Below are 14982 nucleotides of genomic sequence, written 5' to 3' on the forward strand. Positions count from 1 at the left end.
TAAATAAAACAAAATTTTATACTCTTCGAAAATCTCTTCAAACTACGTCAGCGTCGCCTTACCGTACTCAAGTACAGCTTGCGGCTAGCTTCCTAGTTTGCTCTTTGATTTTCATTGAGTATTAAATCTTTTGACTCTTGAAATTCTGAAAAAAATCCGAAAATGAATATGTAAGATATAGTTACTTTTAGAAATATTAAATAGAATAGGAGAACATCTATGGAACAAAGTATTACCATTAAAAATTTATGTAAGTCATATGGCCAAACTCAAATTTTAAAAGATATTTCTTTTGAAGCAAAAGCAGGTAGAGTGACTGCTTTCCTAGGTCCAAATGGAGCTGGAAAAAGTTCAACCTTACGTATTTTATTAGGATTAGACAAAGCAACATCTGGTCTTACCAAAATTGGAGATCAAACTTATAAGGAATTAAAATTTCCTTTAAAGACTGTAGGAGCTTCATTTGACAGTGTAGGTGCTCCTGATGATCGGACTGTTTATCAACATTTGAAAATAGTTGCTGCTAGTAATGGGATATCCAGTCAGCGAATTGAACAAGTCTTGGATATGGTGGATATTAGCCATAAGAAAAAATCTAAAATTGGAAAATTATCATTAGGAGAAGGACAACGCTTGGGAATTGCAACAGCTCTATTAGGAAATCCTCAATATCTGATATTGGATGAACCGACTAATGGGTTGGATCCAAGAGGAATTCGGTGGTTTAGAGAGTTTATAAAAAAACAAGCTCAAGAAGGAAAGACAGTCTTGATATCATCTCATATATTATCGGAAGTGGAAGCAGTAACAGATGATGTAGTTATCATAAATAAAGGAAAAGTTCTTATAAAAGGCACTTTACAAGAAGTGATGAAAAATCTTTCCTCACTAGAAGAAGTCTTCTTTAATTTAACAGAGGGAGGAAAGTGACATGGCACTTATTTACTCTCTTCATTCTGAAATATTGAAATTATTTTATAAAAGAGCTACTCATATTGTACTATTCTTGATACTCGTATTTCAAACATTTTTAGCAAATATTGGTGCTTCTCAAATTGTTTCAGTTGGTATCCATGCTACACCAGAGACAAATCCAGAATTAGCAGAAGCTATACCTCCTATTGAATTTTTAGGTTTTGATGTCACTTTATTTGGTGTTTTTATTATGATTATCCTAGGCTCAATTTACGGAGCCGAGGAGTATAAATGCTCTGCTATTCGTACAAGCATCCTCTCTATTAAAAATCGAAGTACTTTCCTAGTTTCAAAAACATTAGTTTGGCTTGTATTTTCTTTTTTCATTTCCTTTCTATCAATATTCCTTACGATTAACATGACACATTATGTTTTAGGACAAGATGGCTTACTTCTTTTTTCACTAAATGGGAGAGTTTGGTTCTATATATTTTTAGCCAGTATAGCTTGGACTTTGTTGGGACTGCTGGCCTATATTATGGCTTTGACATTTAAAACAGCCATTGTTCCTCTATTATTTTTGCTTCCTCAAGTCTACAATTTAGGAACATTCTTAGCAAACTATATATCGGTTGCAAAATTTCTTCCAGTTGCATTGGGGCAAGGGTTGATTGCTACATCTCCTCAAATTTTAGAATATAATAGTTTACAAAATATTTTATTGTTACTTTGTTGGAACTTCTCATTCTTGTCTTTAGCAATTTACCGCTTACTTAAGTCAGATATTGGAGGAGGTGAATAAGTTGAAAGAGCAACTTAAAAGTGAGTATCTCAAGTTTATTATGAATCCTTGGCACTGGTTGATTATAGGTGCTCTATTACTGTGTATTCCGGCGATGGTTATTTTTTTAAATAATAAGCCAGACCAGTTGACCCTACAGTTTGTTTTGGAACAGCTACTGCAAAGTCTCTATTTAGGACAGGCAGGTTTCGTTAGTCTAGCGGTTCTATTTATAGGTCAAGAATTTACAGGTTCTAGCCTTCGTACCAGTTTTCTTACATGTCCAAACCGTTTGAAATTTATAATATCTAAACTAGCTATTCTATTATGTATGGAAATTGTATTATTGGTCGCTGTAATATCATTATGTATACTAATCGCCCAAGGATACTACAATATTAATCTTTTGAGTAATATTAAACATGTTCTAACAATCCTATTTCCAGCTTGTATTTCTATTCTAACCTTCGCTCTTTTAAGTGGTATTTTTGTATTTATTTCCCAGTCTTTTATCTTAATTTTGGGAATCAGTTTATCCCTTTTATTGGGGTTGGGACAAATGTTATTACAATTCAGTTCTTTTTTTAGAAATTTACCATTACTGGCTAGTATGAATTGTTTTTATACCTATCCATTGTCTCTTTATTATCCAGTGTGGCAAGGCTTAGGGATACAAATAGTTTGGTTATTAATTGTTTTTCTATTTGCTACATTGATACTTATAGGAAAAAATGTACGCTAAAGACAGGGGATATCCTGTCTTTTTCTCAGTTAGTGCTATAATATAGTTAGGAGGGTGAGTTATGGCTTATAAAATTTTGGTTGTAGATGATGATCTTGCTATTCTTCGCCTAATAAAAAAAGTACTAGAATATGAAAAATATGAAGTAGTCATACGAAATAAGATAGAAGAGATTGATCTTTGTGATTTTACAGGCTTTGACTTGATTCTATTAGATATTATGATGCCTGTTAGTGGTTTAGAGATCTGTCAGATGATTCGCGAACAGATAACTGTTCCTATCTGTTTTATAACTGCTAAGGATATGGATGAAGATTTAGTAGCTGGAATTAATGCAGGTGCTGATGATTATATTATGAAGCCCTTTAGTATGCAAGAATTGTTAGCACGTGTTAAAATGCACTTACGTCGTGAAGAACGGATTAAAGGAAATGTTCATCAAATAAAGATTGGGAAGTTTATACTATATACGGATAGTAAGGAACTGTTTGTAAACGATGATAAGATTGCTCTGACAAGGAGGGAATTTGACATAGTGAATCTTTTGGCAAGCAACGCAAGTAAAATATATTCTATTGAGGAAATTTATAATTATCTATATCCACAAAGTTCCGAAGCTCTTTTACGTTCGGTTTCAGAGTACATTTATCAAATTCGTCAAAAGCTGAAACCTTATCAATTAAATCCAATTAAAACCTTGTACGGTGGAGGATATCAATGGGTAGAATCAAAAGTTTTAGACAATTAATTCGAGAAACCTGTTGGAGAATTATTTGGCAATTTAGTCTTGGCTTACTAATGGCCTATCTTATTCCCTTAGCTTCAGTATCTATACAAATAAATGAAGATGGGAAACCTTTAAACAATAGTGGTGTTCTATCAATCTTTTTTAATGTGTCATCATGGATATATATTTGTGTTTTATTGATTATTCTAATAAGTTATCACATTGGAAAATTGTTGAAAAAACTGAGTTATGAAATGACTTTGATTTATGAAAATAGTATATGGTTAGAGCGGGAATGTACAGAAAGATTAACGGTTAAAGAATTTCGTGAGACAGGAAATCGGATTATTGTGATGCAAGATAGAATTCGACAATTAATAGTTGATGAGAAACAGCAAAAAGAAGATTTGATGTTTCAGGTTTCAGCAGCTTCTCATGATTTAAAAACTCCCTTAACCATTATTAGGGGAAATGTAGAATTTTTGCAGGCGATAACTGAAAACGACCAATCTCAAGAATGCTTAGCAGATATAGAAAGAGCTAGTCAACAGTTACTAGATTATTTCAATCAATTGATTCACTATTCTAAAACCTATTATGATGATGAGACAGGTTGGACGGAATATTCCTCTTCAGATTTTATCAATGAATTAGAGAAAGAAGTCTCTTTTTTGATAAAAGGTCAGATGAAGTTTTCTTTTGAACAAAATGTGAAAGGAACTGAAAACTATTATATAAATCCATCTCTTCTGATTCGTGCAATACAAAATATTTTAACAAATGCTTTGGAGTATGCAGATAAACAGAATCCTAAAATTAACATTAGGGTAGAGCAAGAGGGGAAAGAATTGAAAATAAGTATATGGAATAATGGCTCTGAATTTCCAGAAGAAGTTTTAAATAATTTTGGGAAGCTCTTTTATCGTATGGATAAAGCTAGATCGGTTAAAGAGCAACATTATGGTATTGGACTTAGTTTTGTATGTAGAGTTGCAAAACTACACAAAGGCCGAGTTGAGCTTAGAAATAGAGACGAGGGAGCAGAAGTTTTAATAACTGTGAATTGTATTAAATCATAGTGATTTACTTGTTAATTTATGATTGAATCGTTTTTATATGTGAGCTTTTAAACTATTTAACATTTTCGACTAGTATAAGATGTAACAGTAGATAATAAAAACGAATGATGATATCTAGTTGATGAAAACTATTTATCATTCATTCGTTTTTTAATTATTGGATAATATACGCAGCTTTATCTCGAACGTTGTTTTCCAGCGTTGCGATTTTTGTGTTTTTTCTTGCTTGTGATAGCAGTTGGTTGTTCAGGAGTAACGTCTTTTCGTCCACTTGGTGTAGAGAAAGCACGTGCTTTTGGTGGGTTCTTGGCTAGTTCTTCACGGACTTTTTTGCGAAGTTTTGGACGAACGATATAGTTGACGATAAACTGTTGGAGAATCATCATGAAACCACCGACAACCCAGTAAAGTGTAACACTAGCTGGTGAGAAGAGGGAGAAGACGACAATCATGAGTGGGCTCATGTAAATCATTTTCTTGATTTGTTCTCTTTGCATTTCATCTTCTACTCCGTGAAGTGAAAGGAGCGATTGAAGATAGTAAAGGACACCAGCACAGGCAACCAAAATCATACTTGGAGAACCTAGAGGAATGCCTAAGTAGCTTGCTTGAGCAACCCCTTCAGTATGCTGGGCAGCAAAGTAGATAGCAGAGAAGAAAGGCATTTGAAGGAGGATAGGGAAACATCCTACGCCACCAAACATGCTGATGCCGTGCTCTTTTTGAGCGGCAAAGAGAGCTTGTTGGGCTTCTAGTTTTTCTTCTTGAGTGGTTGCTTCTTTGAGACGTGTTTGGTGTGGCTCAAGGACGTGCTTGAGGGCGTTCATCTTTTCAGAGTGAAGCGTTGCTTTCCATGATTGGTAGATACCAAGTGGCAAGATAATCAAGCGCACGATAATGGTTACGATAATGATAGCGACACCGAAGCCTAGACCTTTATCAGTAGCGAAGTACTTGATAGCTTCTCCCATCGGAGCACCCAAGAAATCCCAAACGGGACCAATTGGCTTACCTGTTGCTTTATCAATCTGAACGCAACCAGTCAAGACTAGCAACATAGCCACTCCCATAGCTGAGAGTGCAAAACGTTTAATAGATTTCACTGTTTTTATTCCTTCTTTAAAAATTATACCTTTCTATTCTACTGTTTTTTTACAAAATATACAATAGTTCTAGAGACCTAATTTGCGATTTTAAAGTCAGGGTAAGGAGGAAAGTTGCTCAGTTGGACATCTAAGTAGCTGACTTTTGAAAAAGGTGTCGGTCCTTTTCGGATTTCTTGGATAAATTTCGCCATGATAGCAGATGAGTCTGCTTGGGCTAAGATCTCCACTGTGCCATCGTCATTATTCCAGACACGACCTGTGATGCCACCAATTTCAAGTGCCAGGCTGTAAACACCCCAACGAAAGCCGACTCCCTGTACCCTGCCTTGGGCAATCATTCTAACCTTTTGCATACCAAACCCCTTTGATTGTGTTATAATATTTCTATGACTATTATAACCTCAAAAGCCAATTCTGTGGTAAAAAATGCCAAGAAATTACACCAAAAAAAATACCGCAAGTCTGCCTATTTGATTGAAGGATGGCACTTGTTTGAAGAAGCTGTTCAAGCTGGAGTGACGATTGAGAAGATTTTTGCCCTAGAAACTTACCGAGATCAGTTAGCTGCTTTTCTGCAAACTGTCTGGGTGTCAGAGGATATTTTGCTAGATTTGGCAGATTCTCAGACTCCACAGGGAATTGTTGCCGTGGTTCAAAAAGAAGAAGTAGGGCAGTCTGATTTGAGTCAAGGCAAGTTCTTGTTTTTGGAAGATGTGCAAGATCCTGGTAATGTGGGAACTATCATTCGGACTGCGGATGCAGCAGGCTTTACAGGAGTGATTGTTTCAGATAAGTCGGCAGACATCTACAGTCTCAAGACCCTACGTTCTATGCAAGGCAGTCATTTTCATCTGCCTATTTATCGGATGTCGAGCCAAGCGCTTCTCGAGGAAGCTAAAAAGGCAGGTATCCCTGTGCTGGCAACCACTATTTCCAAGAATTCTAAAGATTATCGTGACTTGCCTCATTTAGATCAGTTTATCTTGGTTATGGGAAATGAGGGGCAAGGAATTAGTCCCCTCATGGCTGAAAATGCGGATCAGTTGGTCCACATTAGCATGAAGGGTCAGGCAGAGAGTCTCAATGTTGCCGTTGCAGCCGGTATTTTAATTTTCCATTTAAGCTAATTTTAACTTTCTTTGTTATAATCAAGGAAAGATGTTCATAGAAAAGGAGAAAAGATGAATCACACTATTATTCACGACCGCGCAGGTCTCAATCAATTTTATGCTAAGGTTTATGCCTTTGTTGGTCTGGGGATTGGACTATCTGCTTTGGTATCAGGCCTTATGTTGACGGTCTTTCAGTCTCAGTTAGTTTACTTTTTGATGCAGGGACGCCTCTGGTTGACCATTGCTACTTTTGCGGAATTGGCCTTGGTTTTCGTTGCCAGCAGTATGGCCTTAAAGAATAGTCCAGCTGCTCTTCCAGTATTTTTACTTTACTCCGTTTTAAACGGCTTTACCCTCAGTTTTGTGGTGGCCTTCTATACTCCGGGTACAGTTTTATCCGCCTTTGTGTCGAGCGCCCTTCTCTTCTTTGTCATGGCGGCAGTTGGTATCTTCACCAAGAAAGATTTGAGTGGCCTTGGTCGGGCTATGATGGCGGCGCTTATCGGTTTGCTGATTGCTATGGTAGTCAATATTTTCTTGGCTAGCGGTTTCTTTGATTATATGATTAGTGTAGCCATGGTCTTGGTCTTCTCTGGTCTGATTGCTTGGGACAACCAAAGAATTCGTCTCACTTATGAACAATCACAAGGCCGTGTAGCGACAGGTTGGGTTGTGTCAATGGCTCTCAGTATCTATCTTGATTTTATCAATCTCTTCCTAAGTATTTTACGTATCTTCGGTCGTAATGACTAGAAGGTACCTAACATCAGTGTTCGAAGGAGCACTGATTTTTTTAAAATTTCTCTTTCCTTTTCTTGAAAATAGGTGTATAATGCTTTTAATTAATTTTTTGAGGAGTAGCCTATGAAGAAAAGTTTTATTCATCAACAAGAAGAAATTTCCTTTGTTAAAAACACTTTTACCCAGTATTTGAAAGATAAGTTAGAAGTTATCGAAGTTCAAGGTCCTATCTTGAGCAGGGTCGGTGACGGGATGCAGGACAACTTATCAGGTGTGGAGAATGCCGTATCGGTCAAGGTTCTCCAAATCCCTGATGCTACTTATGAAGTGGTGCACTCCCTTGCTAAATGGAAACGCCATACTTTGGCTCGTTTTGGTTTCGGTGAGGGAGAAGGTCTCTTCGTCCACATGAAGGCCCTTCGTCCAGACGAAGATTCGCTGGATGCGACTCACTCTGTTTATGTTGACCAGTGGGACTGGGAGAAGGTTATCCCAAATGGTAAACGTAATATCGCTTATCTAAAAGAAACAGTTGAGAAGATTTACAAGGCTATTCGCCTTACTGAGCTAGCTGTTGAAGCCCGCTATGACATCGAATCAATCTTGCCAAAACAAATCACTTTTATCCACACAGAAGAGTTGGTAGAACGCTACCCAGACTTGACACCAAAAGAGCGTGAAAATGCTATCTGTAAAGAATTTGGTGCTGTTTTCTTGATTGGTATCGGTGGTGAATTACCAGACGGTAAACCGCACGATGGACGTGCACCAGACTACGATGACTGGACGAGCGAATCTGAAAATGGTTACAAGGGTCTGAATGGCGATATTCTTGTTTGGAATGAGTCTCTGGGGGGAGCCTTTGAGTTGTCTTCTATGGGGATCCGTGTAGATGAAGAAACGCTTCGTCGTCAGGTTGCCATTACAGGTGATGAAGACCGCTTGGAATTGGAATGGCACAAGGCTTTGTTGAATGGTCTATTCCCATTGACAATCGGTGGAGGAATTGGACAATCTCGGATGGCCATGTTCCTTCTTCGCAAGAAACATATTGGGGAAGTGCAAACAAGTGTTTGGCCTCAAGAAGTCCGCGATACTTACGAAAATATTTTGTAGAGAATCGAACCGCAAGGTTCGGTTTTCTTTCTCTTTTCGCCCATAATTTGGTATAATAAACGGTATGAAAATCGTATCAGGAATCTATGGGGGACGTCCCCTCAAGACATTAGAAGGCAAGACGACAAGACCTACTTCGGATAAGGTTAGGGGAGCCATTTTTAACATGATTGGTCCCTACTTTGAAGGTGGACGAGTCTTGGACCTTTATGCAGGTAGTGGTGGTTTATCTATTGAGGCAGTCTCGCGTGGCATGTCCAGCGCTGTTTTGGTGGAGCGAGACCGTAAGGCTCAGACCATCGTGGCTGAAAATATTCAGATGACCAAGGAAGTTGGAAAATTTCAACTCCTCAAGATGGATGCAGAAAGGGCATTGGAACAGGTATCTGGGGAATTTGACCTCATTTTCTTAGACCCTCCTTATGCCAAGGAACAAATCGTAGCAGATATTGAAAAAATGGCTGAGAGAGAGCTTTTTTCTGAAGATGTCATGGTCGTGTGTGAGACGGATAAGGCCGTTGAACTTCCAGAAGAAATTGCCTGCCTGGGTATCTGGAAGGAAAAGATTTATGGAATTAGTAAGGTGACAGTCTATGTCAGATAAGATTGGCTTATTCACAGGCTCATTTGATCCGATGACAAATGGGCATCTGGATATCGTTGAACGGGCGAGCAGACTTTTTGATAAGCTCTATGTCGGAATTTTTTTCAATCCCCACAAACAGGGATTTCTCCCTCTTGAAAATCGTAAACGGGGGTTAGAAAAGGCTGTGAAACATTTGGGAAATGTTAAAGTCGTGTCTTCTCATGATGAATTGGTGGTTGACGTTGCAAAAAGACTGGGGGCTACTTCCCTAGTGCGAGGCTTGAGAAATGCTTCGGATTTGCAATATGAAGCCAGTTTTGATTACTACAACCATCAGTTGTCTCCTGATATAGAGACCATTTATTTACATAGTCGACCTGAACATCTCTATTTCAGTTCATCCGGTGTTAGAGAGCTTTTGAAGTTTGGTCAGGATATTGCCTGCTATGTTCCTGATAGTATTTTGGAGGAAATAAGAAATGAAAAAAAAGATTAGATGGCCCTTATATGTCATTGCGGCCTTAATTGTGACTTTCTTGGCATTTGTAGTGCCCTTGCCCTATTATATAGAGGTTCCAGGTGGTTCGGAAGATATTCGCCAAGTCCTTAAAGTCAATGACACAGAAGATAAGGAAGCTGGTGCCTATCAATTCGTTACGGTTGGTGTCCAGCACGCTACTTTAGCCCATATGATTTATGCTTGGTTGACGCCTTTTACAGATATTCGTAGTGCCCAAGAGACTACAGGTGGCTCTTCTGATGTTGAATTTATGCGGATCAATCAATTCTACATGCAAACATCGCAAAATATGGCTAAGTATCAAGGGCTAAAAACAGCTGGTAAGGATATTGAACTAAAATATCTTGGGGTTTATGTTTTGACTGTGACGGATAATTCGACCTTTAAAGGGATTCTCAACATCTCTGATACGGTCACAGCAGTCAATGATCAAACCTTTGACAGTTCCAAAGACTTGATTGATTACGTCAATTCTCAAAAACTAGGGGACTCCGTCAAGGTGACCTATGAAGAGGATGGGCAAACCAAGTCTGCAGAAGGTAAGATTATCACCTTGGAAAATGGCAAAAATGGGATTGGAATCGGTTTGATTGACCGTACGGAAGTGACCAGTGATGTCCCAATTCGCTTTTCAACAGCTGGTATTGGTGGCCCAAGTGCTGGTCTCATGTTTAGTCTAGCTATCTATACTCAAATAGCGGACCCTGGCCTTCGTAATGGCCGCATTGTTGCCGGTACCGGAACTATTGACCGTGATGGTAATGTGGGGGATATTGGAGGTATTGATAAGAAAGTTGTAGCTTCGGCTAGAGAAGGTGCTGCTATTTTCTTTGCCCCTGATAACCCTGTTAGTGAAGAAGAACAAAAAGCGCATCCGGATGCGAAAAACAACTACCAAACAGCCCTAGAAGCAGCCAAAACAATCAAGACTGATATGAAAATCGTGCCAGTTAAAACCCTACAAGATGCAATTGATTACTTGAAAAACAATCCCTAGATTTTAAGTGAAGTTTCCAAACTAGCGCACAAACAGAGAAGATGGTATAATAGTCAAATGGTTCAATTATTATTCACTCTAAGTAGTCACATGCTCTTTATTTATGTGAGTTTTTACCTTTTAAAGGATCTTGTTAGATGGGAAAAGGTTTTAAAAGTGACAGCTGAGAATACAAGAAAAGTCCGTTTGTTGATAGCTCTTTTCAGCATTGTAATGGGCTACATCATGAGTTCTTTCTTTATCAGCCTGTATCAGTTGTGGCAAGAAGCGCTTAGAGGATTATTATAAAATCAAGAGTAAAGGAAATAAGCATGGAAAAAATTGTGGTTCAAGGTGGCGATAATCGTCTGGTAGGAAGTGTTACGATCGAAGGAGCAAAGAATGCAGTCTTACCATTGTTGGCAGCGACTATTCTAGCAAGTGAAGGAAAGACCGTCTTGCAGAATGTTCCTATTTTGTCAGATGTTTTCACTATGAATCAGGTGGTTCGTGGTTTGAATGCCAAGGTAGATTTTGATGAGGAGACTCATCTTGTCGAGGTGGACGCGACTGGCGATATCACTGAGGAAGCTCCTTACAAGTATGTCAGCAAGATGCGTGCATCTATCGTTGTCTTGGGACCAATCCTTGCCCGTGTAGGTCATGCCAAGGTATCCATGCCAGGTGGTTGTACGATTGGTAGCCGCCCTATTGATCTGCATTTGAAAGGTCTAGAAGCTATGGGGGCTAAGATTAGTCAGACAGCTGGTTATATCGAAGCCAAGGCAGAACGATTGCATGGCGCTCATATCTATATGGACTTTCCAAGTGTTGATGCAACGCAGAACTTGATGATGGCAGCGACTCTAGCTGATGGGGTAACAGTGATTGAAAATGCTGCGCGTGAGCCTGAGATTGTGGACCTAGCTATTCTCCTCAATGAAATGGGAGCCAAGGTCAAAGGGGCTGGTACAGAGACCATTACCATTACCGGTGTTGAGAAACTTCATGGTACGACTCATAATGTAGTCCAAGACCGTATCGAAGCAGGAACCTTTATGGTAGCTGCTGCCATGACTGGTGGTGATGTCTTGATTCGAGACGCTGTCTGGGAGCACAACCGTCCCTTGATTGCCAAGTTGCTTGAAATGGGAGTGGAAGTGACAGAGGAGACTGAAGGAATTCGAGTTCGCTCTCAACTAGAAAATCTAAAAGCTGTTCATGTGAAAACCTTGCCCCACCCAGGATTTCCAACAGATATGCAGGCCCAATTTACAGCCTTGATGACCGTCGCAAAAGGGGAATCAACTATGGTGGAGACAGTTTTCGAAAATCGTTTCCAACATCTAGAAGAAATGCGTCGCATGGGCTTGCACTCTGAGATTATCCGTGATACAGCTCGTATTGTTGGTGGACAGCCTTTGCAGGGAGCAGAAGTTCTTTCAACTGACCTTCGTGCCAGTGCTGCCTTGATTTTGACAGGTTTGGTAGCACAAGGAGAAACTGTAGTTGGTAAATTGGTTCACTTGGATAGAGGTTACTACCGTTTCCATGAGAAGTTGGCGCAGCTAGGCGCTAAGATTCAGCGGATTGAGGCAAGTGATGAAGATGAATAAGAAATCAAGCTACGTAATCAAGCGTTTACTTCTAGTCATTTTGGTACTGTTTTTAGGTGCTCTAGCCCTAGGTGTCGGCTTAATGGTAGGTTATGGAATCTTGGGCAAGGGCCAAGATCCATGGGCTATCCTGTCTCCAGCAAAATGGCAGGAATTAATTCATAAATTTACAGGAAATTAGGCTGGAGAACCAGTCTTTTTCTAGAGATAAGGAGAAAAATGGATAAAAAAACAAGACAGACACTAATCGGACTGCTAGTGTTATTGCTTTTGTCTGCAGGGAGCTATTATATCAAGCAGATGCAGTCGACAGCTAATAGTCCCAAAACCAAGCTTAGTCAGAAAAACCAAGCGTCTGAAGCTCCTAGTCAAGCATTGGCAGAGAGTGTCTTAACAGACGCAGTCAAGAGTCAAGTAAAAGGGAGTCTGGAGTGGAATGGCTCAGGTGCTTTTATCGTCAATGGTAATAAAACAAATCTAGATGCTAAGGTTTCAAGTAAGCCCTACGCTGATAATAAAACAAAGACAGTGGGCAAGGAAACGGTACCAACCGTAGCTAATGCGCTCTTGTCTAAGGCTACTCGCCAATACAAGAATCGTGAAGAAACTGGGAATGGTTCGACTTCTTGGACTCCTCCAGGCTGGCATCAGGTTAAGAATCTAAAGGGTACTTATACCCATGCGGTCGATAGAGGTCACTTGTTAGGCTATGCCTTAATCGGTGGCTTGGATGGTTTTGATGCCTCGACAAGCAATCCTAAAAACATTGCTGTTCAAACAGCCTGGGCAAATCAGGCGCAAGCCGAGGATTCGACTGGTCAAAACTACTATGAAAGCATGGTACGTAAGGCCTTGGATAAAAACAAGCGTGTCCGTTACCGTGTAACCCTTTACTACGCTTCGAATGAGGATTTAGTTCCTTCAGCTTCACAGATTGAAGCCAAGTCTTCAGACGGAGAATTGGAATTTAATGTTCTAGTTCCCAATGTTCAAAAAGGACTTCAACTGGATTACCGAACTGGAGAAGTTACTGTTACTCAGTAAAATACAAAATAAACTCCTATGTCACTTGTGGATGTAGGGGTTCTTTTTTGGACAATTTAAGTAGAACTAGAATAGACACTGAGAAAAAATAATATGTACTGGACTATATTTTGTGATATAATAGACGGTAAGATACTATTTTAGGAGAAGAACTATGGAAGACCCAAGTAGTCAGAATTTGTTGCTACAATTTGTTTTATTGTTTATCTTGACGGTGTTAAATGCCTTTTTCTCAGCCACAGAAATGGCCATGGTGTCACTAAATCGTGCGCGGGTTGAACAAAAGGCAGAAGAAGGAGATAGACGCTATATCCGTCTGCTGAAGGTACTAGAAAATCCTAACCACTTTTTATCAACCATTCAAGTAGGGATTACCCTGATTACAATCTTATCAGGGGCGAGTTTGGCAGAAACTCTGGGACGAGAAATTGCATCTTGGCTTGGAAATGGCGAAACAGCTTATGCCGTAGCAAGTTTTCTATCTTTAGCATTTTTGACTTATATTTCCATCGTTTTTGGGGAATTGTACCCTAAGAGAATCGCTCTTAATCTAAAGGATGCCTTGGCGATTCGTACAGCGCCAGTTATCATTGGGCTGGGGAAACTAGTTAGTCCCTTTGTTTGGCTCTTATCTGCATCTACCAATCTCTTGAGTCGCTTGACTCCGATGACCTTTGACGATGCTGACGAAAAAATGACCCGTGATGAAATTGAGTACATGCTGACCAATAGTGAAGAAACACTAGATGCTGACGAAATTGAGATGTTACAAGGGATTTTTTCACTGGACGAATTAATGGCCAGAGAAGTCATGGTTCCTCGAACGGATGCCTTCATGGTCGATATTCAGGATGATAGTCAAACCATCATCCAAAGTATTTTAAAACAAAATTATTCTCGTATCCCTGTCTATGATGGGGATAAGGACAATGTGATTGGGATCATTCACACCAAGAGTCTCCTTAAGGCGGGCTTTGTGGACGGTTTTGACAATATTGTTTGGAAGAAAATCTTACAAGATCCACTTTTTGTTCCTGAAACTATTTTTGTGGATGACTTGTTAAAAGAATTGCGCAATACCCAAAGACAAATGGCAATCTTGCTAGATGAATACGGTGGGATGGCTGGTTTGGTGACCCTGGAAGACCTCTTAGAGGAAATCGTTGGGGAAATCGATGACGAAACAGATAAGGCTGAAATCGAAGTTCATAAAATTGGAGAAGATACTTATATCGTTCAAGGTACCATGAATCTCAATGATTTCAATGACTACTTTGATGTTGAACTGGAAAGTGATGACGTTGATACCATCGCTGGTTATTATTTGACAGGAGTTGGGACCATTCCAACGACTGAGAAACTCAGCTATGAATTGGTCAGCCAAAACAAACAGCTTATCCTAACCAATGATAAAGTGAAAAATGGACGTGTTACCAAAGTAAAAGTCCAGATCACAGAATTTGAAATAGAAGAAGAAACAGAGTAAACTAGAGGCTTTTGTCACCAGGTGTGACGAAGCTTTTTTCAGTTGATTTCGAAAGGGAATTGTGTCCTCGAAAAAACTCAGCTCCAAACTTGCTCCAAAAGTTCTTTAAATCTATCCTTTAATTATTTGAAGAAAAAGAAAAAAGCCCTTTAAATTGGGCTTTCTATTCATTTGCAACTTGATAAATCAAGTTATAGAAGGCGGTAGACGGATTTGAACCGACGATCAAGCTTTTGCAGAGCCGTGCCTTACCACTTGGCTATACCGCCATAACTCTTACTATTATACCTTGAAAATTTCTCTACGTCAATAGTTTCTTAATCAAAAAAATAGTTTACAAAAATGAGTTTTATGTCTATAAATAAAAATGTAAGGAAAGTATGAATTTAAAGGTTTTTAGGTAGCTATTTAGAGTAACTTTTTCATGAAATGAGA

General features: G+C 39.2%; 18 protein-coding genes and 1 tRNA gene. 16 read left to right on the top strand and 3 right to left on the bottom strand.

Annotated elements, in window-relative coordinates:
- Positions 1–219 precede the first annotated feature (219 nt).
- From STYK_RS01525 to STYK_RS01545, 5 genes are all read left to right on the top strand, one after another.
- Positions 220–930: an ABC transporter ATP-binding protein gene (locus STYK_RS01525; RefSeq protein WP_261805109.1), complete on the top strand. Its 711-nt coding sequence runs from the start codon at positions 220–222 to the stop codon at positions 928–930.
- Between the two features lies 1 nt (position 931).
- A complete protein-coding gene (locus STYK_RS01530) occupies positions 932–1717 on the top strand; it encodes an ABC transporter permease (RefSeq protein WP_261805110.1) in 786 nt (261 codons plus the stop codon).
- Position 1718: 1 nt separating this feature from the next.
- Positions 1719–2438 carry an ABC transporter permease gene (locus tag STYK_RS01535; RefSeq protein ID WP_049551414.1) on the top strand — a complete coding sequence of 240 codons (720 nt, stop codon included), beginning with the start codon at positions 1719–1721 and terminating at the stop codon, positions 2436–2438.
- A gap of 61 nt (positions 2439–2499) precedes the next feature.
- Positions 2500–3186 (top strand): response regulator transcription factor, encoded by a 687-nt coding sequence (locus STYK_RS01540; protein ID WP_049551415.1) that lies wholly within the window; start codon positions 2500–2502, stop codon positions 3184–3186.
- Positions 3156–4244 (top strand): sensor histidine kinase, encoded by a 1089-nt coding sequence (locus STYK_RS01545; RefSeq protein ID WP_261805111.1) that lies wholly within the window; start codon positions 3156–3158, stop codon positions 4242–4244. Before STYK_RS01540 ends, STYK_RS01545 begins: the two co-directional genes overlap by 31 nt.
- 176 nt (positions 4245–4420) lie before the next feature.
- Here the strand turns inward: STYK_RS01545 and yidC are convergent, their stop codons facing one another.
- Positions 4421–5347, bottom strand: coding sequence for a membrane protein insertase YidC (gene yidC / locus STYK_RS01550; RefSeq protein ID WP_020903084.1), 927 nt, complete (start codon positions 5345–5347; stop codon positions 4421–4423).
- A 77-nt stretch (positions 5348–5424) separates the two neighbouring features.
- On the bottom strand, positions 5425–5703 hold the full coding sequence (locus tag STYK_RS01555) for an acylphosphatase (protein WP_020903085.1): 279 nt from the start codon (positions 5701–5703) through the stop codon (positions 5425–5427).
- Between the two features lie 33 nt (positions 5704–5736).
- Here STYK_RS01555 and STYK_RS01560 point away from each other — a divergent pair, with 33 nt between their 5' ends.
- From STYK_RS01560 to STYK_RS01610, 11 genes are all read left to right on the top strand, one after another.
- Positions 5737–6477 carry a TrmH family RNA methyltransferase gene (locus tag STYK_RS01560; RefSeq protein ID WP_261805112.1) on the top strand — a complete coding sequence of 247 codons (741 nt, stop codon included), beginning with the start codon at positions 5737–5739 and terminating at the stop codon, positions 6475–6477.
- Positions 6478–6531: 54 nt separating this feature from the next.
- Positions 6532–7215 (top strand): Bax inhibitor-1/YccA family protein, encoded by a 684-nt coding sequence (locus STYK_RS01565; protein WP_261805113.1) that lies wholly within the window; start codon positions 6532–6534, stop codon positions 7213–7215.
- A gap of 111 nt (positions 7216–7326) precedes the next feature.
- On the top strand, positions 7327–8319 hold the full coding sequence (gene asnA, locus STYK_RS01570) for an aspartate--ammonia ligase (RefSeq protein ID WP_173274827.1): 993 nt from the start codon (positions 7327–7329) through the stop codon (positions 8317–8319).
- A 64-nt stretch (positions 8320–8383) separates the two neighbouring features.
- Positions 8384–8923 carry a 16S rRNA (guanine(966)-N(2))-methyltransferase RsmD gene (gene rsmD, locus STYK_RS01575; RefSeq protein WP_000706959.1) on the top strand — a complete coding sequence of 180 codons (540 nt, stop codon included), beginning with the start codon at positions 8384–8386 and terminating at the stop codon, positions 8921–8923.
- A complete protein-coding gene (gene coaD / locus STYK_RS01580; protein ID WP_261805114.1) occupies positions 8913–9401 on the top strand; it encodes a pantetheine-phosphate adenylyltransferase in 489 nt (162 codons plus the stop codon). The genes rsmD and coaD overlap by 11 nt, the downstream gene beginning before the upstream one ends.
- Positions 9385–10422: a SepM family pheromone-processing serine protease gene (locus STYK_RS01585; RefSeq protein ID WP_000727281.1), complete on the top strand. Its 1038-nt coding sequence runs from the start codon at positions 9385–9387 to the stop codon at positions 10420–10422. Before coaD ends, STYK_RS01585 begins: the two co-directional genes overlap by 17 nt.
- A gap of 57 nt (positions 10423–10479) precedes the next feature.
- Positions 10480–10710 (top strand): DUF1146 family protein, encoded by a 231-nt coding sequence (locus STYK_RS01590; protein WP_063612229.1) that lies wholly within the window; start codon positions 10480–10482, stop codon positions 10708–10710.
- 23 nt (positions 10711–10733) lie between these two features.
- On the top strand, positions 10734–12017 hold the full coding sequence (gene murA, locus STYK_RS01595) for a UDP-N-acetylglucosamine 1-carboxyvinyltransferase (RefSeq protein ID WP_261805115.1): 1284 nt from the start codon (positions 10734–10736) through the stop codon (positions 12015–12017).
- Positions 12010–12198, top strand: coding sequence for a DNA-directed RNA polymerase subunit beta (locus STYK_RS01600; protein ID WP_033684807.1), 189 nt, complete (start codon positions 12010–12012; stop codon positions 12196–12198). Before murA ends, STYK_RS01600 begins: the two co-directional genes overlap by 8 nt.
- A gap of 38 nt (positions 12199–12236) precedes the next feature.
- Complete coding sequence (gene endA / locus STYK_RS01605; RefSeq protein WP_261038737.1) at positions 12237–13061, top strand: DNA-entry nuclease EndA; 825 nt, start codon at positions 12237–12239, stop codon at positions 13059–13061.
- Between the two features lie 154 nt (positions 13062–13215).
- Positions 13216–14547 carry a hemolysin family protein gene (locus tag STYK_RS01610; protein ID WP_261805116.1) on the top strand — a complete coding sequence of 444 codons (1332 nt, stop codon included), beginning with the start codon at positions 13216–13218 and terminating at the stop codon, positions 14545–14547.
- Positions 14548–14745: 198 nt separating this feature from the next.
- Here the strand turns inward: STYK_RS01610 and STYK_RS01615 are convergent.
- A tRNA-Cys gene (locus STYK_RS01615) sits at positions 14746–14816 on the bottom strand.
- Positions 14817–14982 lie beyond the last annotated feature (166 nt).

It is taken from the genome of Streptococcus toyakuensis (genome assembly GCF_024346585.1).
Taxonomy (GTDB): domain Bacteria; phylum Bacillota; class Bacilli; order Lactobacillales; family Streptococcaceae; genus Streptococcus; species Streptococcus toyakuensis.